This window comes from Corynebacterium sp. MSK019 (assembly GCF_030232425.1).
GTDB lineage: Bacteria > Actinomycetota > Actinomycetes > Mycobacteriales > Mycobacteriaceae > Corynebacterium > Corynebacterium jeikeium_D.
The window spans coordinates 1-25,474 of the sequence record NZ_JASPJT010000009.1 but is presented as its reverse complement, the minus strand read 5'-3'; the positions used below and the strand labels follow the sequence as shown (position 1 = coordinate 25,474).

General features: G+C 58.0%; 23 protein-coding genes and 1 tRNA gene. 15 read left to right on the top strand and 9 right to left on the bottom strand.

All coding sequences use genetic code 11. The features are described 5' to 3' along the window. Positions 1–197: 197 nt before the first annotated feature. Complete coding sequence (locus tag QP982_RS07620; protein ID WP_069359349.1) at positions 198–1,526, bottom strand: PepSY-associated TM helix domain-containing protein; 1,329 nt, start codon at positions 1,524–1,526, stop codon at positions 198–200. A gap of 145 nt (positions 1,527–1,671) precedes the next feature. Here QP982_RS07620 and QP982_RS07615 point away from each other — a divergent pair, with 145 nt between their 5' ends. Beyond that, on the top strand, positions 1,672–2,709 hold the full coding sequence (locus QP982_RS07615) for an aldo/keto reductase (protein ID WP_070853996.1): 1,038 nt from the start codon (positions 1,672–1,674) through the stop codon (positions 2,707–2,709). Here QP982_RS07615 and QP982_RS07610 read toward each other — a convergent pair. Next, the gene (locus tag QP982_RS07610; protein ID WP_049193400.1) at positions 2,693–3,691 is read right to left on the bottom strand and encodes an LLM class oxidoreductase; all 999 of its coding nucleotides are present in this window, start codon (positions 3,689–3,691) and stop codon (positions 2,693–2,695) included. The two genes, QP982_RS07615 and QP982_RS07610, sit on opposite strands and share 17 nt — an antisense overlap. Before the next feature lie 54 nt (positions 3,692–3,745). Here QP982_RS07610 and QP982_RS07605 point away from each other — a divergent pair, with 54 nt between their 5' ends. Then, on the top strand, positions 3,746–4,663 hold the full coding sequence (locus QP982_RS07605) for an FAD-dependent oxidoreductase (RefSeq protein WP_070853995.1): 918 nt from the start codon (positions 3,746–3,748) through the stop codon (positions 4,661–4,663). Here the strand turns inward: QP982_RS07605 and QP982_RS07600 are convergent. Then, positions 4,620–5,141, bottom strand: coding sequence for a GNAT family N-acetyltransferase (locus QP982_RS07600; protein ID WP_070827235.1), 522 nt, complete (start codon positions 5,139–5,141; stop codon positions 4,620–4,622). The genes QP982_RS07605 and QP982_RS07600 overlap by 44 nt on opposite strands. A 296-nt stretch (positions 5,142–5,437) precedes the next feature. On the opposite strand from QP982_RS07600, the gene QP982_RS07595 reads away from it, so the two are divergent. Continuing rightward, entirely contained in the window at positions 5,438–6,667 is a 1,230-nt protein-coding gene (locus QP982_RS07595; protein ID WP_070546993.1) for an HNH endonuclease signature motif containing protein, read from the top strand. Here the strand turns inward: QP982_RS07595 and QP982_RS07590 are convergent. Next, positions 6,664–6,990 carry a transglycosylase family protein gene (locus tag QP982_RS07590; protein ID WP_284870371.1) on the bottom strand — a complete coding sequence of 109 codons (327 nt, stop codon included), beginning with the start codon at positions 6,988–6,990 and terminating at the stop codon, positions 6,664–6,666. The genes QP982_RS07595 and QP982_RS07590 overlap by 4 nt on opposite strands. Positions 6,991–7,083: 93 nt before the next feature. Here QP982_RS07590 and QP982_RS07585 point away from each other — a divergent pair, with 93 nt between their 5' ends. Together QP982_RS07585 and QP982_RS07580 are read left to right on the top strand one after the other, a co-directional pair. Beyond that, on the top strand, positions 7,084–8,097 hold the full coding sequence (locus tag QP982_RS07585; protein ID WP_070549586.1) for an App1 family protein phosphatidate phosphatase: 1,014 nt from the start codon (positions 7,084–7,086) through the stop codon (positions 8,095–8,097). Further along, positions 8,094–8,786: an AAA family ATPase gene (locus QP982_RS07580; RefSeq protein WP_284870370.1), complete on the top strand. Its 693-nt coding sequence runs from the start codon at positions 8,094–8,096 to the stop codon at positions 8,784–8,786. The genes QP982_RS07585 and QP982_RS07580 overlap by 4 nt, the downstream gene beginning before the upstream one ends. Here the strand turns inward: QP982_RS07580 and QP982_RS07575 are convergent. Then, entirely contained in the window at positions 8,770–10,152 is a 1,383-nt protein-coding gene (locus tag QP982_RS07575) for a DHA2 family efflux MFS transporter permease subunit (protein ID WP_049172585.1), read from the bottom strand. The two genes, QP982_RS07580 and QP982_RS07575, sit on opposite strands and share 17 nt — an antisense overlap. A gap of 59 nt (positions 10,153–10,211) precedes the next feature. On the opposite strand from QP982_RS07575, the gene QP982_RS07570 reads away from it, so the two are divergent. After that, positions 10,212–10,628, top strand: a complete 417-nt coding sequence (locus QP982_RS07570; protein WP_070652678.1) for an iron chaperone — start codon at positions 10,212–10,214, stop codon at positions 10,626–10,628. 38 nt (positions 10,629–10,666) lie between these two features. On the opposite strand, the gene QP982_RS07565 is transcribed toward QP982_RS07570, so the two are convergent. After that, entirely contained in the window at positions 10,667–11,482 is an 816-nt protein-coding gene (locus QP982_RS07565) for a hypothetical protein (RefSeq protein ID WP_049193411.1), read from the bottom strand. A 634-nt stretch (positions 11,483–12,116) separates the two neighbouring features. Next, positions 12,117–12,200 (bottom strand) — tRNA-Leu (locus QP982_RS07560). 265 nt (positions 12,201–12,465) lie between these two features. Here QP982_RS07560 and QP982_RS07555 point away from each other — a divergent pair. The 7 genes from QP982_RS07555 to pknB all read left to right on the top strand — a co-directional run bounded on the left by QP982_RS07555 (position 12,466) and on the right by pknB (position 21,678). Beyond that, complete coding sequence (locus QP982_RS07555) at positions 12,466–13,365, top strand: FHA domain-containing protein (RefSeq protein ID WP_070439233.1); 900 nt, start codon at positions 12,466–12,468, stop codon at positions 13,363–13,365. A 136-nt stretch (positions 13,366–13,501) separates the two neighbouring features. Continuing rightward, on the top strand, positions 13,502–13,963 hold the full coding sequence (locus QP982_RS07550) for an FHA domain-containing protein FhaB/FipA (protein WP_016421758.1): 462 nt from the start codon (positions 13,502–13,504) through the stop codon (positions 13,961–13,963). Next, on the top strand, positions 13,960–15,294 hold the full coding sequence (locus QP982_RS07545) for a PP2C family protein-serine/threonine phosphatase (RefSeq protein ID WP_016421757.1): 1,335 nt from the start codon (positions 13,960–13,962) through the stop codon (positions 15,292–15,294). The genes QP982_RS07550 and QP982_RS07545 overlap by 4 nt, the downstream gene beginning before the upstream one ends. After that, positions 15,291–16,652 (top strand): FtsW/RodA/SpoVE family cell cycle protein, encoded by a 1,362-nt coding sequence (locus QP982_RS07540; RefSeq protein WP_070595876.1) that lies wholly within the window; start codon positions 15,291–15,293, stop codon positions 16,650–16,652. Before QP982_RS07545 ends, QP982_RS07540 begins: the two co-directional genes overlap by 4 nt. Continuing rightward, positions 16,653–18,089 carry a penicillin-binding transpeptidase domain-containing protein gene (locus tag QP982_RS07535; RefSeq protein WP_070439230.1) on the top strand — a complete coding sequence of 479 codons (1,437 nt, stop codon included), beginning with the start codon at positions 16,653–16,655 and terminating at the stop codon, positions 18,087–18,089. A gap of 2 nt (positions 18,090–18,091) precedes the next feature. Beyond that, complete coding sequence (locus QP982_RS07530) at positions 18,092–19,564, top strand: serine/threonine-protein kinase (protein ID WP_070439227.1); 1,473 nt, start codon at positions 18,092–18,094, stop codon at positions 19,562–19,564. A 53-nt stretch (positions 19,565–19,617) separates the two neighbouring features. Then, positions 19,618–21,678 (top strand): Stk1 family PASTA domain-containing Ser/Thr kinase, encoded by a 2,061-nt coding sequence (gene pknB, locus QP982_RS07525; RefSeq protein ID WP_284870369.1) that lies wholly within the window; start codon positions 19,618–19,620, stop codon positions 21,676–21,678. 3 nt (positions 21,679–21,681) lie between these two features. Here the strand turns inward: pknB and QP982_RS07520 are convergent, their stop codons facing one another. Further along, complete coding sequence (locus QP982_RS07520) at positions 21,682–22,353, bottom strand: aminodeoxychorismate/anthranilate synthase component II (protein ID WP_284870368.1); 672 nt, start codon at positions 22,351–22,353, stop codon at positions 21,682–21,684. A gap of 135 nt (positions 22,354–22,488) precedes the next feature. Here QP982_RS07520 and crgA point away from each other — a divergent pair, with 135 nt between their 5' ends. Further along, entirely contained in the window at positions 22,489–22,758 is a 270-nt protein-coding gene (crgA, locus tag QP982_RS07515) for a cell division protein CrgA (protein ID WP_005511903.1), read from the top strand. A gap of 694 nt (positions 22,759–23,452) precedes the next feature. Here the strand turns inward: crgA and QP982_RS07510 are convergent. Next, positions 23,453–23,989 (bottom strand): peptidylprolyl isomerase, encoded by a 537-nt coding sequence (locus QP982_RS07510; protein ID WP_369707163.1) that lies wholly within the window; start codon positions 23,987–23,989, stop codon positions 23,453–23,455. 305 nt (positions 23,990–24,294) lie between these two features. Here QP982_RS07510 and QP982_RS07505 point away from each other — a divergent pair, with 305 nt between their 5' ends. After that, the gene (locus tag QP982_RS07505) at positions 24,295–25,188 is read left to right on the top strand and encodes a hypothetical protein (RefSeq protein ID WP_070851560.1); all 894 of its coding nucleotides are present in this window, start codon (positions 24,295–24,297) and stop codon (positions 25,186–25,188) included. Positions 25,189–25,474 lie beyond the last annotated feature (286 nt).

Here is a 25,474-nt window from a genome sequence, read left to right as displayed (position 1 = left end):
AGATATTAATTTCATTCAATATGGAAACTACCCCTTATTAACCCCACACAATAAAACGTTGATATCTATCAAATAGACTCATCTACAAGTGTCGCTTACACGAAAAATCCCCGCTTTCGCGGGGATAACATCGCCCCTCACAATAAAACCGGAACATCCCCGCTCACGCAGGGAACCCGAAGGCGACAGAACCTACACTAACCTCTCCGCAGCTTCCGCCAGACCCAATCAACAATCACGAAGCCAACAAGCGTCACACCAAACAGTGGTGCAACCACCGAGTAGGCAATCAACAGCGCCACAACAGCTGCTGCAACACCCGGGCGAATGTCCCGCCAACGCGTCGGCGCCGGGAGCCTGCCAGGGCGGCCACCTCGACCGCGCCCAAACCACATGGCGTACCCGCGCACAATCATCGCCAACAGAGCGACACCGATCAGTGCCAGGACCAGCTGATTCACCCAACCGAACAAGATGCCCATGTGCGCGTTAATCAGCCATTCGGTCAGTTTCGCCGGCAGCGGCCAGTCCGCAAAGTGAATCCGATCGACCATCGTTCCGGTCGACCCGTCAACGGTGACGGTCTCAATACCCATCCGCCATTCCTCGCGGGCTTCCTTGGCCATCCACACCGTGCCAGCTTCCGGTGGTGTCAGTTCGACTTTCCCGGACAGGCCCTCGGAACGTGCGAGGTTCATAACATTATCTGCCTCTGACCAGTCGTAATTCGCTGGCGCAGTCGCAGTCATGGCTGGTTTCGGCGCGTACCAGTCCATCGTCTCGCGCAGCTTTGCGATGCCCGTTCCAGCCACCCACGACCACGTCAGGCCGGTGACAGTCAGGAACAGAAGTCCAACGCTAACCGCCACGCCAACATTCGCGTGACGACGCATATGATGCGCCCTCTTACTCGTTCCCTGTGTCCGCTTGCGACGCGAACGATCCCACCAGAGCCAGAGGCCACCAATAGCCAGTGCGCCCATCCAGGATGCTGCCGTCTCGGAGTAGAGGCGACCAAAGTTGCTATCAATCCAGAGCCTGCGGTGCCCTTCCGAGATCCACGCCCGCAGTGGCAGCGCCGCCGAGGAACCGTATTGCACCAGGTCACCCTTGATACTCAAGTCGCCTGGGTCAACGAACACCGCATGTCGGTAGGACTCCGACTTCAGCTGCTCGTCATTGAACATGACTCGCGTTGTCTGCCCCGGCTTTTCCGGGACCTGCACTGCGGTCACCGGCAGGTCAGGGTGCACGCGCTGCGCGACCTCAACCTGCTTTTCCAGCGGTTGTGCGGGAAGGCTTGATGTTGCGGTTAGCTCTTCGTGGTAAACCACCTTTTCTATGCTCGGGGCGAGGGCATACGCCACGCCTGTGATAGCTGCAATAACAAGTAGTGGCGCAACGAGGATGCCTGCAACGACATGGATTCGGTGCAGTAATGCTCGTGGCCCACCATTTTTCTGAGTCTGTGCGACGGGGTTTGCGGCTGGCGTTCCAGCGGCATCGCCTGTGGCTATTGAAGTCATGCCTTATTAGTCGGACGAACTGCCCCAGTTGTTCCCCAGCAAGCTCACTTTTATTACTTCCAGGGGTAGCCATTCGGCCACGCGCCTCGTTGTCGGCCACCTTGTGCACAACTACTCGTCGTAAAGCCCGCGTACCCTCGAATACATGGCTTATCCAGACGTGTACCACGCCAATGACAACCGCTATGAGACGATGCCGTACAACCGCTCCGGCGGCACGGGGCTGAAGCTTCCAGCCATTACGCTGGGACTTTGGCATAACTTTGGTGATGACCGGCCGCTCGAGACGCAGCGTGAGATCCTGCGCACCGCGTTCGACCACGGCGTCACACACTTCGACCTCGCCAACAACTACGGCCCACCGCAGGGCTCTGCGGAGGCGAGTTTCGGTCGCATCATGGCCAAGGATTTCGCTCCTTACCGCGATGAAATGATCATTTCCTCCAAAGCCGGTTGGTACATGCAGGATGGTCCCTACGGCTTCGGCGGCTCGCGGAAGTACCTCGTGGCCAGCTGCGATGCCTCGCTGAAGCGCATGGGCCTGGATTATGTGGACATTTTCTACCACCACCGCCCCGACCCGGATACGCCTATCGAGGAAACCGTCGCCGCCCTCGACTTCCTCGTCCGCTCCGGTCGCGCGCTCTACGTCGGCGTGAGCTCCTACTCCCCCGAGCTCACTCGTCGCGCGCAGAAAATCGCCCGTGAGCTGGGCACACCGCTGACCATTCACCAGCCGAGCTACTCCATGTTCAACCGCTGGATCGAGGACGAACTGCTGGCAACCTGCGCCGACGAAGGCATGGGTGTCATCGCCTTTTCCGCGCTTGCGCAGGGGCTTCTCACCGACCGCTACTTGGATGGCGTGCCGGAATCCTCGCGTCTCGGGGCGCACAAGATGAACTCGGGGTTCCTCAACGACGACACGCTCACCGCCATCCGCGAGCTCAACGCCATTGCTTCACGACGAGGCCAGTCCCTGGCACAGATGGCCATCTCGTGGGTGCTCCGCCGTGACGAAGTGACCTCCGCCCTGATTGGCGCATCGTCGGTGGAGCAGCTGAAGAACAGCCTCGGCGCCCTGGAGGCTGCGCCGTTTAGCGATGAAGAACTCGCGGAGATCGACAAGTGGGCCGTCGACCGCGGGATTAATCAGTGGCAGGGCGCTACGGAGTCTGTGTAGGGAGCTCATCGAGCGCCGGCAGCACATACTCAATCAGCTCATCAATCTGCTCTTCCGCATCCCGCTTCGAGGTACGAAAGTTGATGCTGACGTGGTTGATACCGAGCTGGCGCTGGGATTGCAGCAGTTCAATGAGCTTGTTGCGGCCAAGGCGGTACCCGAAGTGGCCACCCTGCGCGGGGGCGTCGGGGTCTTCATGCAGGTCAATCCACAGTGATTCCAAGAAGGGCTTGAACACGCCCTCGCCGCACTCCTGGGCCACCGCCTCCTGCCAGTTGGCGATGTTTTTCTTCTGCATCTCCAGGCCTTTGTGGTACATGAACCACCCGTCGGTATGCGCGGCCTTCCACTCCAGGCTCTGCTGACAGGAGCCGGTGGCCAACAGCGGAACTCGGCGGGCCAGCGGCTTGGGCACCACATCGGATCCGCCCATCTTGCCCTCGGACCACCGGATAGGCCGGTAGCTAGTGCTCAGGGCCTTTTTATAGACCTCGATATGCTCGCGGAAACGCTCACCCCGCTTGCCTTTGTCCTGGTTAAAGGCGGGAAACTCCTCGGGTCGGTCCCCAGTGGCAACGCCGAAGAGGAAACGACCGTCGGAAAGCCTGTCCAGTGTGGCAGCGCGCTTGGCCATCACCAGCGGATGCTGGAAGGGCACGACGACTGCGCCGGTGCCGAGCGCGATATCGGTGGTGTGTGCGGCGATGTAACTGAGGTACATCCAGGGGTCGTAGACCTGGCCGACGTCGCCGAATGTTTCCACGCGCAGCGGGATGTCGCGTGCCCACACCGCCGCGATGCCTGCGCGTTCGACTTTCTGAATCAGCCGAATCTGGTTGCTCAGCGCGTCCTTGGGCTCGGCTTCGGCGTCCTGCTCGATGGGCAGGCTGAGCCCCACCGTGAGTCGGCCCGGCGCGAATGTGCGCTGGTAACCGGGTAGTTCGTCGATGGGCTTGTCCGAAAGATCAAACAGCGAGCTCATGGTGCTCCACGGTAGTACAGCTCGAGGTGCGGCACTCGTCGTTAAGCTGGAAACATGCTTGAGGATGTCATCATCGTCGGTGGCGGCCAAGCTACCCTCGCTACCGCCTATTACTTGCACAAACGCGGCATTGATCCGCTCATTCTGGACAATCAGCCCGCTCCCGGCGGCTCCTGGCGCAATGTCTGGCCCTCACTGACGCTCTTTTCCACCCCGGACTTTTCCAACCTTCCGGGCATCCAGATGCCCAATTATGACGGTTTCCCGCCCGCTTCCCACGTGATTGACTACCTCAACTCCTACGAAAAGCGCTACGAACTGCGCGTTCAGCGCCCGGTCGCCGTCACGCACGTCTCCCACGACGGCACCTTCCACCTCACCAGCGATGCCGGTGACTTCGAATCCCGCCAGCTCATCGCCGCCACCGGCAACCGGCCCTTCGTCCCGTATTACCCCGGCACGACCTCCGCGAAACAGTGGCATTCGGCCAACTACCCAGGTCCCGAGCCATTCGAAGGCTCCCGCGTTGCCGTTGTCGGCGCGGCGAACTCCGGCGCCCAAATAGCCTCTGAACTGGTGCTTTCCGGCATCGACACCACCTGGTTCACCCGCCACGAACCACGCTGGATGCCCGACGACGTCGACGGCCGCGTCCTGTTCAAACGCTACCGCCAGGGCGCCACCGACAGCATTGGCGACATCGTTGCCCTACCGCCCGTCCGCAAAGCCCGCGACTCCGGCGCACTCACCTGGACACCCATGTTTTCTTCGCTTGACGACGTCCACGCGGACCACCTCATCTGGTGCACCGGTTTCCGCCCAGCGCTCGACCCTTTCCGCAGCATCGACTCTGACCTCATCGAGTTCGTCGGCTACGGCGACTGGGTTGGCCCCGGTGCCGCCACGATCATGGGTGTTGGCCCCTTTGCTAAGCGCGCGGCCGAGCGGGTGGCTGCCCGTCTGTCAGCATGACCTGCATCAACAGCATGTCCAACCAGCGCCCGTTCTTCGCCCCCACCTGCGGCAATAGTCCAACGCGCTGGAAGCCATACTTTTTGTGCAGCGCAATCGACCCCTCGTTGCTGCCTTCTATCGCCGCAACCAAGACGTGCTTTCTCGCCTCACGAGCAGCATCGATGGTCGCGCTTAACAGTGCGCCTCCAATTCCCCTGCCTTGAAAGTTCGGATGCACGTAGATGGAGTTTTCCACCGTGTACTGAAACCCGTCGAAGTCACGGAAATCGCTAAAGGTGGCATATCCAGCGACTTCGTCGTCAAGCGTGGCGACGAAAACCGGGTAGCCCTTGTCCCAGTGCGCCTCCAGCCATGCGATGCGATTCTCCGCGCTGACGGTGTCATCGTTCCAGATGGCGACGGTGTTGATCACGGCCTCGTTGTAGATCTCCGCGATTGCTGCGGCGTCCTCCCGCGTTGCCTGTCGGATGATCATGGTTTTACTCCCCGCTGTCTGCGCTGTTTCTGTGCTGTTTTCTACAACTCCGCTTTTATGAAAGCGAGATTACCAAGCTTTCAATTTCGAACGGGTGTTTTATTTGTATTTTGGTACGCTACCCCGCGAACAACCCACAAACACCCAGGTAACATGTGCTTTTATAGTCGGCTAACCATCTTCGAAAACTCCCCAATATTTCTTTTCATTTCTCTTTACAAACTAGAAACATGCCCGTATGATAGCAAGTAAGTTCGAAAGAAAACCGACAACCATTGGAGCACCAGGGGGATCCAATGAAGTCCGAACAAGTACCCGAACCATATTGGGCTCACGAAAATCCTGAAGATGAGCTCTCAGCACTCGCGCGGGCTACCAACCGCGCCCAACTTGAGTTGATTGAAGCCTGCTGCCCTGCAGGTGATGATGACGTTGAAAACCATGCCGCTCGCATCAGCATTCGGCTGGGAATCACCCGCAGTGAAGCACTGCGTATCTGTGACATTGGCCTGTTGCTGGAGAAAATGCCACAGTTGGCGGAATACGCCCGGGAAAGCTGCGCATTATCCATGCGGCAACTCGGCATCATTGCACATGGCGTAGTCGGCATCGAGCCTGATCAAATACCCGATGCAGAGAAGAAGATTCTGGCATTGGTTACGCCACGGAAGCGTCGTCAAGCAATGATTGGTCCTCGCACGCTCACCACCAAAATTGGTGATATTGCTGCGGACTTGGATGACCGTGCTCGCGCCGACGGCACAATTCCCACCATCACCGACACGGAATCGGTGACTCTGGTGGAACGTCCCGACAGCTACTCCCAAATCATTCTCACACTGCGGCCGGACCGCGCCTATTTCGCCATGTGCGCAATTGAAACGGTCTTCCGCGCGAATGAGGAAATGACGCAGGCGGATGCATTTGTGGAACTCATCCACCAGCGCACCAATGCGGAAGTTGTGCTCAATGTTTTCCGCGAGCCCCACAGTGATGACGCCTGGCTGGACGGTGCCGGCTGGCTAGGCGCGCTGGTCACGGAGGAGTGGATGCAAAAGGTGACGCATGTCCGCCTCTCAGCAGACAGCGCCACCAATGGTTACCGCCCAACTCCAGCGCAGGTCGCCCGCGTCCACGGTCGCGATGGAACATGTCGCTTCCCCGGCTGCGAAGTCCCAGCGTACAAGTGCGATATTGACCATATCGCGCCGTACAACCAGGAAGACCCCGAAGCCGGTGGTCCCACCGACACGCAGAATCTGCACTGCCTATGCAGGAAGCACCACAACCTGAAAACCCACAAGCTCTGGGATATCACCGCTTATGAGGACGGCTCAGAGGTGTGGTCCTCTGCCGACGGCGTTACCGCGGCGACCGTCCCGGCCGGACCATTAGCCGGGTTCGGCCGACAGACTTTTGACAAACGCGCTACCCAGAAGACGAAAGCACGCCATGACCACTACATGAAGTGGTGGCTGTCATTCGCGGCTGTGCCAGATCTGGTCTTTGATGATGGGGAGGATTAACCCAGCGGACCACCGCAGTTCGGCCATGCGCCAGCACCCTGGGAGGCAAGCACGCGCTCGCCAATCTCAATCTGCTGCTCCTTAGTGGCCTGGTCAGCCGTCGGTGCGTACTGGTCACCGCCGTGGCCGCTCCAGGTCTGCTGCGAGAACTGCAGTCCGCCGTAGTAGCCGTTACCGGTATTGGTCTGCCAATTTCCGCCGGACTCACAAGCCACAACCTGATCCCAGGCGCTAACTGATGCAGCGTTAGCGGCCGCGGTCGGGGCAGCAATCATGCCTGCTGCCACAGCGGCGGATGCGATGAACTTACCGGAAAAACGCATAAAAAGAGAACACTCCTAAAGGGTTGACTTTTCTCTTGGGCGACCAACCTACGCGCACCCTCCCCCGTCCTGTCAACCCGTATCCTGGAAAGCATGTCCGTGGCAGATGTCGTCCGCAAGACCGAGAGAAGGATCAACGCGCTGGCCGCCAAGCGTTCCAAAAACGCTGGTTGGGAACCGGAAATCATCGGTTTCACCGGGTACGGAAATGCAGAGCGCGTGCGCGTATTCGGCCGTGTCCTCCTGAAGGATCCGGCCAAAAAACGAGACGAAGAACGAAACAAAAAACGCGGATTTTGGCAGTTCTTTACCGTCGAACTCGCGGACTTTCCCGTCACCATCACTGCCGGCGACCGCACGGTGGAAACCACCACGGATAGCAACGGCTATATCGAGGTACTAATCAGGAATCACGGCCTGGAACCCGGCTGGCACGAAATCACCATCAACGACACTCCTGCAGAGGTCCTCATCCTCTCCCCGGAGACCAAATACGGCATCGTCTCCGATATTGATGACACCGTTTTGGTCACTATGCTGCCGCGCGCCCTCATCGCCGCCTACAACTCCTGGGTCAAGGAGACAGATGAGCGCAAGGCCGTCGCTGGCTTCGGCGAGTTCTATGCGCAACTTCGCCGTCGTTACGCGAGCAAAACCGACGAGGACACGGACGTTCCCGTCATCTATCTCTCCACCGGAGCGTGGAACACCTTCAGCACACTAAAAAAGTTCCTACACCGCAACAACCTGCCGAAGGGCCCACTGCTGCTCACCGACTGGGGGCCAACGCCCACCGGCCTGTTCCGCTCGGGCAAGGAACACAAGAAGGTGCGACTTCGCGACCTGTTTATTGACTTCCCCGAAATCAACTGGATTCTCGTCGGCGATGATGGCCAGTACGACCCGCTCATCTACGGCACGGCCGCGGCGGAGCATCCGGACAAGGTCGCGGCCATCGCAATCCGCAACCTCACTCCCAGCGAGCACGTGCTCTCTCACGGCACGGCGGTGCCAATTGAAAAGCTGGAGAACAAGGAGGTCCCGTTCATCGAGGGCGCCGACGGCTATGAACTGCTCAAACAGATTGACCAGCTGCCGCAACCATGATCTACCTCCGCCATGCCCGTATTCACGATGATGCCGAGCTCCCGGCGTACGTCGTAAAGCTCGCGCTGCCCTTCCCCATGACCTTCACCACGCCGATTACCATCCTGACCGGCGAAAACGGCAAGGGAAAGTCGACGGTACTGGAGGCGTTAGCGTCGGCGATGGGTGTCGATACGGACGGCGGCTCGCGGTACAAGACGCAAGAGCGCACCTCCCCGGTCCCACTGGCGCTGACCAGGCGCAATCCCCCGGATACGTTTTTCTTTCGCGGCGACGCGCACCTGAACCTCGCGCGCTATTACGAGTCGCTTGGGCAGCTACCAGGTGGCAGAGAAATGGCAGACCTCACCCAGATGAGCCACGGCCAATCCATCATGACGCTGGCCGAACGCCGCTTCAGTCCCGAATCACTGGTTTTCCTTGACGAACCCGAGGCGGGACTGTCGGTCCTACGCCAACTGGAGCTCCTCGGCCGCCTCGGCGCGCTCGCGGAAGCCGGCGCACAGATCATCATGGCGACGCATTCCCCCATCCTGCTCGCCGCGCCAGAAGCAACGATTATTTCGCTTGACGACGCCGACACCACCCACTTCGAAGACACCCTCGCGGTACGGGCAACCAGGGATTTCCTGGCCGATCCGGTCGGCATCGCGGACTACATGGTGGAGCGTTTTACTTCGGATTCTTAAGCCCCAGCGCCGCCACGACACCCACGGCCGACAGTGCCACCGGCAACCACATCGCGTCACTCATGGCGGTGGTGAAGTCGCCACGGTTACTGCTGAGCGCTGCGGCCATGACGGTGGCAATCAGTGCGCTACCCAGCACACTGCCAATCTGGCGGATGGTGTTGTACACACCGGAGGCGGCACCGGCGAGGGACGGGTCGATGTTGCGGGTGGCAGCCGTCGACAGCGTGCCCCAAATAAACGCGTTTGCCACACCGAATGCGGCGCCCGGCAGCAGCAGCCACAGCACGGAAAGGTCCTCGTGGATGAGGTAGTGGAACCCGAGCATGCCCACCAGTGAGGACCCAAAACCAATCAGCGCGAACTCACGGAACTTCAGCCGGTCTAGCATTCGCCCAGTCCACGGCGCCATGACACCAGAGATGAGCGCCTGCGGCACGAGCAGCAGTGAGGCCTGGATGGTCGATAGGTCGCGGGCGTTCTGGGCGAAGAGGATAATCGGGAAACCGACCGCGACCACCAGCGCGCCCATCACGGCAATGGCCAGCGAGGAGATGGTGAAGTTGCGATCCTTAAAAAGGGACAGCGGCATCAGCGGTTCGGCCGTGGTCTTGGCCTCCCACAGGGTGAACAGGGCCAGGACCACCACGCCACCGGCAATCAGTGCCCAGATCCAACCGGACCAGCCGGCACTCTCCCCCTCCTGAATGCCGAAGACCAGCAGGAACATACCAATCGCGCTGAGTACAACACCGAGATAATCAATCTTGTTGCGGTGCGTCTCAAAGGTCGGCAGATAGCGGAACGCAAAAACGAGCCCGATCAGCCCAATCGGCACATTAATGAGGAAAATCCAGCGCCAACTCAGCAGCTCAATCAACACGCCACCGGCCAGCGGCCCCGTCAGCGAGGCAATTCCGGCCGCCGCACCCCACAGGCCCATCGCCGCACCGCGATGCGCCGGCGGAAACATCTGCGTAATCAGCGCCATCGTCTGCGGCGTCAGCAGCGCGGCCCCCAGTCCCTGCACCACGCGGGCAATGATCAGCATGCTTAACGACGGCGCCAACCCACACGCCAGCGACGCCAACACGAAGATAACCAGGCCCGCTACATAGGTGTGCTTGACTCCCCAGAGGTCACCGAGCCTGCCAGTAATGAGCAACGGCACGGCATAGGCCAGCAGATAACCACTGGTCACCCACATGACCTGGTTGAGCTCACCGCCCAGTTCATGCTGGATGGTGTTGATACCAACGGTGACAATGGTGGCGTCGACCAGGATCATGAAGAAGCCGAGTAACACGGTCCATAGCGCTGGCCACGCCTTTTTGGGATCAAACTGAGTATTCAAATCTGTAGCCACTCGGAGTTATGTTAGTTGATGGCTCGGGTGTTAGTTGATGGCACAGTAAAATCCAGGCTATGGCTGTTCAGCATATGACCGATGAAACCATCGCCGAGTTCTTCGCCAATCACCTCTCGCGGGTAGATGATGACACGCAGCGCGCTGTCGCTCTCGAGGTGTTGGAATGGGTTCATGAAAAGTACCCGGAACTCGGCGTTCGCATTGCCTGGAATCAGCCGATGTTCACGCTCGATGGCACTTTTATCATCGGTTTTTCCTACGCCAAGAAACACATGTCCATCGCCCCAGAGCGCGACGGCATTGTGAAGTTCTCCGACGAGTTCGATGACCGCGGCCTCTCCTATGGCAAAATGATGGTCCGTTTCCCCTGGCCAAAAGATGGCAAAGCCGAGTCCATGCCGCTGGACCTGCTGGCCAAGATGATTGAGTTCAACATCGAGGACAAGCGCGGGATGACCAAGTTTTGGCGATAGGTCGGGGTCGATTACCAGCCCTGGAAGCTACCAAGCACTTAATGAGCATTCCTTTTCTCAGCGAGATCGCGCAGGAATGTGTCTTTGTCGTCGCAGTAAATCTCAATCGAGGAAACCATCATTGGTCCCTTGTAAAGATCTTCTGCCACGACCTGCGAATCGACTTCTAACCTGACGTTCACTTCACTCAAAACAGGCACCCTGAGATTGCCGTGCTCGTCAATTGCTACGTCCCCTCCTTCACCTGCCGTTACGGAGCTCGCATGACGTAAGTGTGACCACGGAATTTCACAAATAAGCCTTCGCCCATTTCGCAGTACGAGTCCTTGCGGTGTTATTAGATGGGGATGGTCCCGAACAGTTACGTAAAATCCAGATAAAAGAACTACGGCATAAACACTAATTACCAGAAATAAATATCGCCAAAATGCATTAGAAATAGCAAAATGCACTATGCTTATTTCTGCAACGCTCAGCGCCAGTATCATAAAAACAACAGTTCGAAGGTTTCTATGTACAGTGAAGGATCTGACTTCACTGTCGACATTTCTCTGAGGCTTAAAAAAGGTGAAAGCAGCTAGCAGCGAACCAACTTCCGAAACGAGTAACGCTAGTATTTTTCGAGGTACGCCAAATTTCTTTGACGTCTCGGACAGCGAAGCAGCCCATGACCTGCCATTTCTGAGATAGTCTTGCCACATACCTCCAAACAGTAAGAGAAAAGCCGCAACCACCACGGCAAGTGGTAACAGGAATACCCAACCCGGCAAACCAGATACCACATTCATAAGAAGGAAAAGAACTGCTTCAAGAATAATTGCGGTAACCAGAATTGCTCTAAATATAATTTTCATGCCTACATTCCGACTATGAATTGACAGGCTTTCCTCGGAAGAAGATTCCTCACCATGCAAGCTCTCTCTTAATATTTCTTACACATTCTTGAGTTGATTTTTCACGATATAAACAGGTACCAAACAATCGTTAAAATATGGCCGTGAGCCAAATTCATGACTGAACACCGCTATACCAATGTCGCAGATGGGGGCCGACCGCCCTCATGCTCATCTCAAAACTATTCAAGTTTTCTTCTACTTTCAATACAAAATGAGTTTTGAGATTTCTACATTTCTTCTCGCGAGCTGGCTGCAATGCTCGCTGGCCCACGCATCCGACGACTTATGGCCACGCTATTCACCTATCGATGCGCTACAGCGTGTCCACAAGTGAATAGCGCATCGACAAGTGAAAGAGCCTGGCCCACAGCGTGCGCATAAGTGCCGAAAAAGCATCGATAAGTCGAGAATACATCGATAAGTCCCCGAAACCTGGCCATAAGTGCCGGACAGGGTTAAAGGGGGGGGTAAAGGACAAGCCAACAACCTCAGCTCAGCATCTGCCTCTGCTTCAACCCAAGCCCCACCCCAAACCCCAACCCCACAAACAAAAAATCCTCGGAAGCTTTTACACTTCCGAGGATCTTCGCTGTGGGCGAAGGGGGACTTGAACCCCCACGTCCGTAAAGGACACTGGCACCTGAAGCCAGCGCGTCTGCCATTCCGCCACTCGCCCGTGGGAACGAATAGAACTATAACACCCCGCGCTAATACACCACCAAATCCCCAGGCCAGCGCACGTTTTCCATCACTTTTCAGCACTTAGCAATAGCAACTTCCTCCACAACCGTCGTCACTATTTGATAAACCTCAGTAGTTCCTAGCCCTTAACTGAAGGTGTAGGGCTCTATACTGTTGCTTAAGTATCGATAATTTTTGTGCACATTTTTTTCACGTAACCCGCCGCGGGTTGGCGGGAGAAGGCGAATTTCTTTAGTCAGATGGATTTCCTAGGACGCATCCGCAAGCTCGATAGCTCGCTTCAGCGCGGGCTCGATAACAGCTTTGCGCGCGTGTTCGGCGGCAAGGTTGTCCCGAATGAGTTAGAAGAATGCCTGAAGCAGGAAATTGAAGACTTCCTGATGCAGGACGCCAACGGTCAGTACTTGGCACCCAATGATTTCCGCATTGGCATCAGCGCTGCCGACTACAAGAACCTTTCTGCGTCCGAGCCCAACCTGCCGAATCAGTTGGCTGACCGCATGACACGCTACTGCCGTAACAACGGCTGGGGCTTCACCGGTTCCATTAGCGTCCACCTGCAGGCAGTGGAGTCTCTCCACACCGGCCAGTTGAAGACGGCCAGCACTTTCACCGAGGACACCGTGGGCACCTCGGAGTTCGCCCCATTCGAGGACAGTGCCGATGATGCCAACACTGACGCAGCCCCGTCGCAAAGCGATGATGAACCCCAAGCTGCAGAGACCTCTGCCGCCTACCACCCGCAGCCTGAAGCTGAGCAGTTCCCCACCGCTTCCCGCCCCATCCCCGCGGTCGACCCAGAGGCTGCAACTGAGCTGAGCAGCGCGACCGTGGGCGAAGACCAGTCCCAGGAAAAGACCGTCACCCTGCTGTTGCAGGACGGCTCCTCGCGCGTATTTGAGGTGCGCCATGGTTCGAACATCATCGGCCGCGGCACCGCTTCCGACTTCCGTCTCCCGGATACTGGTGTTTCCCGCCAGCATGCCGAGATCACGTGGGACGGCCAGGACGCTGTGCTCGTCGATTTGCATTCGACCAACGGCACCATTGTCAATGGCGAACCCATTGAGAACTGGCTGCTGGCCGACGGCGACGAAATCTCGTTGGGACATTCTGTTCTCGAAGTTCAGATTCGCTGATTCAGATCCGCTAAGTAGTGAGGTTCACCAGGTTCACATGCCACTGCCCTAGGTTTGCCGACACATTCCTGGAATAATTACGTCCGTGTGTTCGGTTTGCGGACCCACCAGCTCTACATAAGGAGGTTCCTCGGACGTGGAAGCTATCGTTTTTCTGCTTTCGCGCATCGGCGTGCTGGTCGTCCTGTGGTTTTTCATTTGGATGACGCTTCGCACCCTGCGTACAGAAACAACAGGCTCGGCTCCGCTGCGCCCACTTCGGCAGGCCAGCAGTGCTCCGGCCAAGCGTTTCCAGCGCTCGCAGACTCCACATCAGCTCCTTGTCACCTCCGGGCCGCTGGCGGGTTCGCGCATGAACCTAAACAACCAACGCGACATCACTATTGGCCGTTCAGAGTCGAATGCCTTCGTCCTCAACGATGACTTCGCCTCGGGCCAGCACGCTCGCGTCATCAACCGCGACGGCATCTGGTACCTGGAAGACCTGGACTCCCGCAATGGCACATTCCTCAATGGCCAGCGCGTGGAACAGCCGGAACGCCTGGCTTCGGGTATGGAATTTCGTATTGGCCGTACAACTTTGAGGTTGCAACCATGAGTCTTGCTCTGAATTACACGGCCCGCTCTGACCGCGGCCTCATCCGACAGAACAACGAGGACTCCGCCTATGCGGGTTCGCGTCTGCTCGCGCTTGCCGACGGCATGGGTGGCCACGCCGCCGGAGAAATCGCATCTCAGCTGATGATTGCGGCCGTCTCTCGGCTGGACAATGATCAGCCCGGCCCCGATTTGCTCGAGTCCCTGCGCAGCGCCTGCATGGAGGGCAATAACTCCATTGCGGATGAAATTGAGCAGAACCCCTCTACGCAAGGCATGGGCACTACGCTGACTGCTCTGCTTTTCGACGGCACCCGCCTGGGCATGTGCCATGTCGGTGACTCGCGTGGCTATCTGCTGCGCGACGGAGAGCTCATCCGCATTACCCGGGATGACACCTATGTGCAGTCCCTGGTGGATGAGGGCAATCTCACCGAAGAAGAAGCGGCAATTCACCCTCAGCGCTCACTGATTTTGAAGGCTCTCACCGGTCGCCCGGTGGAGCCTACTTTGTCTTATCGCGATGTTCACGAGGGCGATCGCTACCTGCTGTGCTCGGATGGTCTATCCGATCCAGTGTCCGCGGACACCATCAAGGATGTGCTCTCGGAGGGCACTCCGGACGAGGCCGCTACCAAGCTCATTGACTACGCGTTGAAGTCCGGTGGTCCGGATAACATCACCGTGGTGGTTGCCGATGTTGTCGATTCGTCGGCACGCACGCCTTACGAGCCCGCCCTGGCCGGTGCCCTACAGAGTGCGGAGGAGGAACTCCCCCGCCCCAATACGTCAGCGGGACGCGCGGCGGCACTCCGCCCGCGGAAGTCGCAGGAAATTGCAGTGACTTCGGCGCCGGAGAAGAAAGCTTCCAAGGGCAAGTGGCTAGTTATTTCTGTGGTGCTGGTGCTGGTGGCCGGGTTGGTCGGCCTTGGTATTTGGGGCTGGCAGAAGAAGGAGTCGATGTACCATCTCGCGGTGGTCGACGGGCAGGTGCAGCTGATGCACGGCGTGCCCGGTAGTTTGCTGGGCTTCGATCTGCAAGAGCCACATCAGTTCATCTGTTTGACCGATGACAATAAAGTTCAACTACCTCCGGCTGGGACGCCGAAGGAGAAGGTCGACTGCCACATCATGACGCCGGAAGATCTCTCACCGGCGGCACGCAATTCGCTGGAAGGTCTGCCGGCTGATTCCTACGACGGTGTCAGCGACCAGATTGGACGTTTGGCGGAGTCGGCACTGCCGGTATGTCTGTCCGTTTCCGACGATGACAAGAAGGATGAAAAGCTGGGCTCGAAGCCAGGAGTCAACTGTAGGCAGGTGCGAAAATGAGTGAAACTACCACGAAGCGACAGCTTCGGATGAAGGAAATGCTCCTGCTGCTGCTGTCGGCAGGATTGTTGCTTTTGGCACTAATTTCGCTGGAACTGGCTCAGGGCAACTCTCTGACCGGAGATGTCTTTTACATCATTGGCGGATTCTTTGTGATTTTTGCAGTGGCGCATATCGCGCTGACCTTTGTGGCGCCCAACGCCGATCAGGTGATGCTGCCGGTTGCAGCCACGCTCAATGCCTTGGGGCTGGTGATGATTCACCGCCTCGACCTGGCCAATGACACCTCGTTGGTGCGCAACCAGATCATGTGGACCGTACTTAGTGTCGCACTGTTTATCGGCGTGATTGTCCTGCTGCGCAACCATCACTCGCTGTCGCAGTACTCGTATCTGCTGGGTCTCGGCGGCTTGATTCTGTTGGCGCTACCGCTGGTGTGGCCGTCGTCGATTAATGCTGATGCCCGCATCTGGATTTCCATCGGCCCGTTTTCCATGCAGCCGGGTGAGTTTGCCAAGGTCATGCTGCTGATCTTCTTTGCTCAGCTGCTGGTGAATAAGCGCTCGCTGTTCAATGTGGCGGGCAAGCGTTTCCTGGGCATTGATTTCCCGCGTGTTCGCGACCTGGGTCCGATTCTGCTGATCTGGGGCATCGCTACCGTCATCATGGCTCTGCAGAATGACTTTGGCCCGGCGCTGGTGCTCTTCGGCACTGTGCTGGCAATGCTCTACGCTGCCACCGGTCGTGGTTCCTGGCTGATCATCGGCATGGTGCTGGTGACCGTCGGCGTTGTCGGTGTCTACATGGTTTCGGACAAGATTCAGGCGCGAGTCACGCATTTCCTGGATCCGTTGGGCTCCTACGACGAGGGCGGCTATCAGCTCTCCCAGGGTCTGTTCGGCATGAGCTGGGGTGGCATCGGTGGCACCGGTCTGGGCCAGGGCTACCCACAGAACATTCCGGTGGCACACTCTGACTTCATCCTCTCGGCCTTTGGTGAAGAGCTAGGTTTTACCGGTCTGAGTGCCATCATCCTGCTGTTCGCGATTCTGATTTCCCGCGGTATTTCGGCGAGCTTGGCGGTACGTGATTCCTTTGGCAAGCTGCTGGCGGCCGGTGTCGCATTCTCGATGGCCATTCAGCTGTTCGTGGTTGCAGCCGGTGTTTCCAAGCTGATGCCGCTGACCGGTCTGACTACTCCGTTCATGTCAGCCGGTGGTTCCTCACTGCTGGCCAGCTACATCATGTTGGCCATCGTGCTGCGCGTCTCTGACGAGGCCAACCGCCCCTGGGGTATTCCAAGCAACCCTTCGGGCCTCAACGACAATGCCACCGCATCTCAGGAGGTGAACCAGTAGATGAATAAGACCATTCGCCAAATCTTTGTTGTCGTTCTCGGACTCTTCGTTCTTCTACTGGCGAACCTGACCTACATCCAGGGTTTCCAGCAGGATAAGTACGCCCACAATCCGCTGAATAGCCGCCAGTTCCTGGAGGAAAAGTCCAAACCTCGCGGCCAAATCACCACTGACGGCGACATTCTGGCCCACTCGGTCAAGGGCGAGAGCGGCTTCTATGACCGCAGCTACGACACCGACCCGGAGGCATATGCCGCGGTGGTCGGATACCTGTCGGACATCTACGGCTCCGCCGGTATCGAACGCTCTCAGAACGAGATCTTGAACGGCAGCGACCCTTCGCTGTTTACCTCCCGCGCCCTCGACATGGTCACGGGCAAGGAACCCTCTGGGGCCTCCACGGAGCTGACGCTGTTGCCGAACGCTCAGCGGACTGCGTACCAACAACTCGCTGAACGCGGCTACGTCGGCTCCGCCGTCGCCATTCGCCCATCGACGGGTGAAATTCTCGCGATGGCCTCCACACCGTCGTTCAACCCGAATGACATCGCTGCCGGCGACGAGAGTACCTGGCAGTCCGTCAATAACAATGAGGGCGCACCGCTGCTCAACCACGCCACTCAGCGTCCGCTGCCGCCGGGTTCCACTTTCAAGGTGTTGACCACGGTCACGGCACTGGAGCAAGGCGCTTCCCCGGACACCTCGGTCACTGGCGCACCGCAGATTACGCTGCCGGATACCACCACTACGTTGGAGAACTACGGTGGCTCGACCTGTGGTGGGGCTACTACAACTCTCCGCCAGGCTTTCGCGCAGTCCTGTAATACGGCATTCGCTGAGCTCGGTATGCAGTACGGGGCCGATGCGCTCAAGGACGTCGCTAAGCGATTCGGCATCGGTGAGACCCACGACGACGCGGGCCTGCCGATTCAGCCCTCCGCTGTCGGTGATATTCCGGATCAGTCCTCGCTGGGTCAGACCTCCATTGGTCAGCGCGACGTGTCTTTCACGCCGCTAGACAACGCCATCATCGCCGCCACGATTGCCAACGGCGGCGTGCGCATGGAACCCCAGATCATCAAATCGGTGCGCGGTGCCGACCTCTCCGAAATCAAGTCCTTTAAGCCGATTGAAGCCGGCGAGGCGATTTCGCCGGAGGTCGCGGAGACCGTAACTGAGCTGATGCGCGGCTCCGAGTCGCACTCGGGCGGTAACGGTTCGCGTATTGCCTCCAAGACCGGTACCGCCGAACACGGTGCCGTCCGCGGCGAGTACGCACCGCACGTCTGGTACATCGCCTTCGCGCCGGACTCCGATGTCGCCGTGGCTGTCGTCGTGGAAAACGGTGGCGGCCAAGGCCAGGGCGCTACCGGCGCCTCCGTTGCTGCCCCGATTGGCCGTGCACTCATTGACGCGGTCGAACAGGCGGGTCGATAAGCATGGATGCCCACCAAGTTCAAGACATCGTTGGCGACCGATATCACGTTCGCCGTCTGCTCGGCCGTGGCGGCATGTCCACCGTCTGGCTTGCCGACGACGCCACCAGCGGCGAACTGGTTGCAATCAAACTTCTGAACCAGGAGTACTCGGACAACTACGAGTTCCGGCAGCGTTTCCAGAACGAAGCCGCCGCTGCGCGCAGCGTCAACAGCCCAAACGTGGTGAAGATTGTCACCTACGAGGAAGGCGACATCGGCAGCCACGGCGCGTGTTACATCGTCATGGAGTACATCCGTGGCGAATCTCTGTCGCAGGTGCTGCAGCGACGTCGCACCCTGCCAGAGCACCTGATGCTCGACGTGCTGGAGCAGACTGCACACGGCCTGTCGGCAATTCACGCTGCGAACCTTGTCCACCGCGACATTAAGCCAGGCAACCTCCTGGTGACGCCGGAGGGCACCGTGAAGATTACCGACTTTGGCATTGCCAAAGCCGCTGAAGCGGTGCCTCTGACGCGTACCGGCATGGTCGTCGGCACCGCGCAGTATGTCTCACCGGAGCAGGCGCAGGGCAAACAGGTGAGTCCGGCGACAGACATCTACTCGCTTGGCTGTGTCGCCTACGAAATGGTGGCCGGCGCCCGGCCCTTCCAGGGCGACTCCACCGTTGCGGTTGCCGTGGCACACATCAACGAGGCACCACCTGCGTTGGCGCCGACGGTCAATCCGCATATCCGCGAACTTATTGGCATTATGCTGCGCAAGGATCCGCAGCGTCGCTATGCCGATGGCCGTGAGCTGGCACAGGCTGTTTTGCGAGTGCGCGCGGGGCACCGCCCACCGCAGCCGCGTGGTGTGACCCCAACGGTGCACCGCCAGTCCAACGCTGCCAACCCGGCGACCACCGAACTCGGTGCCATGACGCGACCGCCCATGCCGGTGTCGCAGCCACCGCAGCAACCGCAGCGACCACCGCAGCAACCCGCCCGACAGCGTAAGCCGGCAAAGAAGCGCAGTGGCTGCGGTTGTGGCTGCGGCAGCATTGTGCTGTTGGTGCTGCTAGTGTTGCTGGCCGGTGCTATCGCAGTCGTCTATTCGCTGTCGACTACCGGTTCACTACCAACCATTCCGAACTTGGAGCAGTACATTCCGAACCAGTCACAGCAGCAAACCACAGAGGAAAACACCGACCCCAACGACGGTTCTGGTTACGGTTGGTCGGGCGACAATTCCGGTAACTGGGGAAATAACGACGGCGGCAACTCTGGGGAAAACTACGGCGGCAACAATGACGGTGCCTCTGACAGCTCCACTGAGCAGGACACCAGCGAGACCGCTCCGGATACGTCCGAACCGACCCAGGATTCGGGCAACGACAATGGCAACGACTCCAGTGGCGGCGTTCTGCCCGGTATTCAATTGCCCCTGGGAAATGACTCCGGTAATACCTTGGGGACTCCAGATGCACAGTAATATTCAGGTACAAGATGTTTTGGTGGAAATCCTTCCGAAGGGACTGACGAACAATGTCTGGCAATGACGATCTCCTCTCCGGCCGTTATCGGCTCGGCGAGCTCATTGGCGTTGGCGGCATGTCCGATGTCTACCGCGCTGAAGATACTGTTCTCGGTCGCTCTGTCGCGGTCAAGATGATGAGGGCCGACCTTGCCAGGGATGAGAACTTCCTCGCAAGGTTCCGTCGTGAAGCGAAAAACTCAGCACTACTGAATCACCCGTCTATCGTGTCGGTGTATGACACCGGCGAGACGGATAGCCCGATGGGGCGCGTGCCTTTCATTGTCATGGAGCTGATTCAGGGTGAGACGCTGCGTGACGTTGTTCGTCGTGAGGGGCGGCTCGACCCGAAGAAAGCCGCGTCGATAATGGCATCGGTGTGTGACGCACTGACGGCATCCCACCATGCCGGCATCATTCACCGTGACATCAAGCCGGCGAACATCATGCTGACCAACACCGGCAAGGTGAAGGTGATGGACTTCGGCATCGCTCGCGCGCTCGGTGATTCCACCACGATGACGCAGACTGCGGCCGTGCTGGGTACCGCGCAGTACCTTTCGCCGGAGCAGGCGCGCGGTAAGACCGCCGATGCACGTTCTGATATTTACGCTGTCGGTTGCGTACTTTTCGAGGCCGTCACGGGCGCCCCGCCATTCACCGGTGAAACCCCTCTTTCTGTCGCTTACCAGCATGTTCAGGATCAGCCGCCGCGCCCTTCGGGGAAGCTCAACACCGACCCGAACACGGCTCAGGGCCTCGACGCGGTGCTGTTGACCGCGATGGCCAAGGATCCGATGGAGCGCTACGACACCGCAGAGGACTTCGCCCAGGATTTGCGTCGTCTTGCACGCGGCGAGGATCCGTTGGCGCTGGCGCACCACGGCGCGCATGACGACGACGCGAAGACCACCGAATTCCTTCCGGCAGCTCCGTCGGATGCTGAGACTCGGGTGACCCCTGCACAGCAGGCAACTCCGGCCCCTGTCCCTGCTCCTGCACCGACGCCGGAACCGGAGAAAGCAGCTGCCCAGCCGGAAGCCCCTGCTCAGATCGCTAACACTGACGAGCCTGAGAAAAAGAAGGGCGGCGCAGGAAAAACTGTCGCGCTAGTGGCTGCTGCACTGGTCGCTCTCGGCGGTGTCGGCTACGGCGCCTACCAGCTCTTCAACTCGTCCACCGAGGTCGAGACCGTTGCCATTCCGCAGGTCGAGGGTCTAAATGTCAATGAGGCAACGCAGGTTCTCGAGGAGGCTGGTTTTGTAGTCAACCGCGTCGATGAGCCGAACCCAGATGTCCCCCGAGACACGGTGATCGCCACCGAACCGGGTGTCGGATCGGGGTTGCCGCAGGGATCTCGCATCAAGCTGCGCGTATCTTCGGGCCCGGAGTTGACCAATGTGCCGGATGTGCGCGACAAACAGGCCGAGGAAGCTCGCCGCCTGCTCGAGGAGGCGGGGCTTGTCGTCAATCCAAAGCTACAAGAGGAACCGAATGAGGACGTTCCGCGCGGCAATGTTATCGAGCAGTCTCCAGCTGCCGGTTCTCAGGTATCGAAGGGAACCCGCGTAACCTTGACTGTCTCCTCCGGTATCGAGACCAAGACTGTTCCGGATGTCACTGGTCAGACTTTGGATTCCGCCCGCACGACCCTCGAATCCGCTGGTTTCGTTGTCGAAGTGGTAGAGGTGGACTCCGCTGAGAAGCAGGGAACCGTCATTGAGGTTCCGCAGAAGGGCTCGGAGCTCACTGTCGGTACGACGGTTGAGCTGCACGTTTCGCGTGGTAACCAAATTAAGATGCCACGGGTTGAAGGACAGACCCTCAGTGATGCGGAGAAGGCACTCGCCGATGCCGGATTCGAGGGAACTATCCGCACCGAGGAAGTCACCACGCTGGATCTGTCCAAGGTCGACCACGTGGAGAAGGCCAATCCGTCGGCCGGGTCTAAGCTGAACAAGGACGGCGAGGTCACCCTGCGTGTCTACCGGCTTGGGGTTGCTCCGGAGGGTTCTGAGGACGAGCCTGCGCCGGAACCTCCCCTAAGGCTGCCGGATTTGCTGCCTAACTAACGGCTAGTGTGCCAGCACATCTGAGAAGGCGCGCTGGTACACGGCCTGCTGTTCCTCCAACTCCGCCAGGAGTTCCTCGGAGTACTCGCCACCGGCCAGGCGCAGCCAGTTGACCAGCATGCGGTGCCCGTACTGGGTGAGCACCGACTCCGGGTGGTACTGCACGCCGTGAATCGGCAGGTCGCGGTGGCGCATCGCCATCAGCATTCCCGAATCGGTGAATGCCGTGGCAATGAGTTCCTCCGGCAGTGTCTTCGGATTCACCGTCAACGAGTGGTAGCGCGTGGCAATAAAAGGACTGGGCACATCGGCCAGCACACCCGTGCCGTCATGAGTGACCGGGGAGGTCTTGCCGTGCAAGAGCTCGTCGGCACGTACGACCTGCGCACCAAAGACCTCACCAATCGCCTGATGACCCAAGCACACACCCAACACCGGTGTCGGATCGTCCTGCCTGCTCACCGCGCGAATAATGTCCTCTGTCCATCCAGCATTGGACGGCTCACCGGGACCGGGCGACAGTAGGATTGCATCAAATTGCTTTACGACGTCGTCAACATCGCGGAGACGCGCATCATCATTGCGCCAGACAGTCACCGTTTCGCCGAGCTGGCCTATGTACTGGACCAGATTGAATACGAAGCTGTCATAGTTATCGACGACGAGAATCTGCATAACTGGGAATTCTACTGCCTGCGAACTTCACTGGTAAGTTCGGATGCAAAGTTTACAATTATGCATATATCGCGGGAGTGTAGATACCGCGCTGATCGCAACCTGCTGACCACAACCTAAGGAGTTTAAAGCGCTATGCCTAAGGCAAAGATTGAAAGCACTAATTCACCACAATCCGGTGGCTCCTCCGTCAGCCGTACCCCGGTCAAGATCAACAGCACTCAGACACCGGTGTGGTACAAGGTGCTGATGTTCGGGTTCATGCTGATTGGTTTGGGCTGGCTGCTGGTCAACTACATCGCGGGTCCGCATATTCCGTTCATGGTGACTTTGAACGCATGGAACTACGTCATCGGCTTTGGTCTTTTCATTGTTGGTCTGCTGATGACTATGGGTTGGCGTTAGTCAGCTCTAATACACCGCACTCCTCAGGCGCATCCACTTTTGGATGCGCCTTTTTCATACCTAAAAACCCAGGTCAATACACCCCCGCCAATACACCCGTTTCCCACACGTTTTTCGGAGAATGAGGTTTTCCCTCCTACTGATCTCGCAAAAAGTTATCCACAGAAACCTGTGTAACAATCATGTAATTTGTGGATAACTGTGGAGAGATTTCGTCCCAAATTTCTCACGGGTTACGTGACAGAAACCGTAAAGCATGACAACTTTGGTTCTATCCCCTGTGTCCACAGTATCCACAGCCTGTGGATAACTCTGTGAACAAGTAACATAGTTGCAAGTCAAGTTGTGCGTAACTCCAATATTCTGCGGAGTTCGACCACTTTCGAACGCTGGTTCGTAAATTACAAGAATGGAATTATCCACACATGTGCACAAGTCTGTGGACAACTGTGGATTCTTGTAATTTGTGAAAATTGGGGCCCGTAACGTGCTTCTTGGCCCGTGTTCACCTAGGTGAACAGTGGAGCATTTTGTCCACAGGGCTGTGGACATGTGGAGAATCAACCCAATTTGCTACTACCCCCGCTACCCCTAAACACAACATTGAAGCTACGGGCTGTCGTAAAGCGAAAATGGGCATGAAAAAACCCGCCCGGAACAACCGGACGGGTTAAATAGCGTAGAAGCTAGTGGATTACTTCTCGATGTCGATGGAGGTAATCACGACCGGCTCCAGCGGGCGATCCCAGTGATCGGTGGCCACACGAGCGATCTCGTCGACAACCTTCTTCGAGGCGTCATCAGCGACCTCACCGAAGATGGTGTGAGCGCCATTGAGGTGCGGGGTCGGAACCACGGTGATGAAGAACTGGGAACCGTTGGTGCCACGACCGCCACGCTTGCCGGCGTTTGCCATAGCGAGCAGGTACGGACGATCAAACTGGAGCTCCGGGTGGATCTCATCGTCGAACATGTAGCCCGGGCCGCCGGTGCCGGTGCCCAACGGGTCACCACCCTGAATCATGAATCCGGCGATGATGCGGTGGAAGATGGCCTCATCGTAGAACGGGCCGGACTCGGTGCCAGAGGCGTTCTGACCCTTGTACTCCTTCGTGCCCTCTGCCAGGCCGATGAAGTTGTCGACAGTGTTCGGCGCGTGGTTGCCGAACAGGTCAATCACGATATCGCCATGGTTGGTGTGCACAGTTGCAGTAGCAGTCTTAATAGTCACGTTCCTTAGGATACCGACCTTGGTGGCCAATTGCTCCTACTGGTGAGTTTCTCCGTGGCAGAAACCAGCGAAAATGTTTTCCCAAGATAAGGAAAAGAGTTCTTCGTTGACCCCCATGGAGGCCAAATAGTGCCTAAGCTGGAATGTGAGCCTGCTGCAAATATTTTGGTGCTAGACCTAACTGGGCCCTAGCTCTTGGACTTAGAAGCATCTTGGTCTCAGAGGCACTGGCGCTGCAGCAGTATTAATCATTGATTGAAAATTAAAGGCGATGCCTGTTGGCGATGCACTAATTAAGGAGAGTCATGAACCCCAACGCAATCTCGCTGGCTGTCAAGGGACTGAAGTCCGCTTACGACAGCTACTCGGATTACCGGGACAAGAAGGCTGCAGAGCTCTACGACACGATGCAGGAGGCTAAGAAGGTGGCAGCTGCACAGAACGAGGCCGCAAAGGACGCGGCATCCGATTGGGCAGAAGACGTTAAGGAAAAGGTTTCCGACGCTCGCGATCAGCTCGCTGAGCAGGCTGAAGAACTGACCGGCAAGGTTGAGAAGAAGTCCAAGGAGACCAAGAAGCAGGCTAGGAAGGCCGCGAAGCAGGCCGAGAAGGACGCGAAGCGCAAGGGCAAGAAGACCCGTTGCAAGGCTCGCTGCGAAGCTAAGAAGGCGGAAAAGAAGGCCAAGAAGGCTCGCAAGGACCTCGAGGTGCGTACCCAGAAGGCTATCGACAAGGTAACCGGTAAGGAAGAGCAGCGCGCCAAGAACGGCCGCATTGCAACCGCTTCCCTGGTCTTCGCTGTTGTTGCAGCAATCGTCGGCGTCATCGTCTGGAAGCTACGCAAGGACGACAAGCTCCCGGTCGACCCGGCTCCGTACCAGCAGAAGGCCCAGGAAGTTAAGCACAAGGTCGAAGAAAAGGCCTCCGAGGTCAAGGAGACCGTTGAGGAGAAGGCTTCCGAGGCTAAGGAAAAGGCTGAAGAGGTAAAGGGCAAGGCAGCTGACAAGGCCGACGAGGCCAAGGACAAGGCTGCTGAAGCCAAGAAGACTACTGAGGAGAAGGCTGCTGAGGCTTCCAAGCAGGCTCAGATCAAGGTCGACGAGGTCAAGACCGAGAAGAAGAACGCTGAGGACGCTAAGAAGATCTCTTCCAAGCCGTCCAAGCCAGCTCCGAAGCCGGGTCAGGCTCGTAAGAAGTAAATAGGCGGTTATATAACCAAAAGCCTTTTCACGCCCGATCGTTCTGTGCAGTAGATGCGCAGGCGGTCGGGCGTTTTTGGTTAAGCAGCAAACCTGACAACTTCAGAAAGACGGGCTGCAAATGTGAAACTGTGCGAGTTTATGACACTTTCAAGCCATTTTTCAGGCCATTTTTGACATAAACGCAGTCAGTAACTCGGCGTTCTTGCGGGTTAAGTGACAAAAAGTGTGTCCGCTCGGTGTGTCGCCGGGTGGGCCCTTTTTATCTCATGGGCCCTTTCCGGAT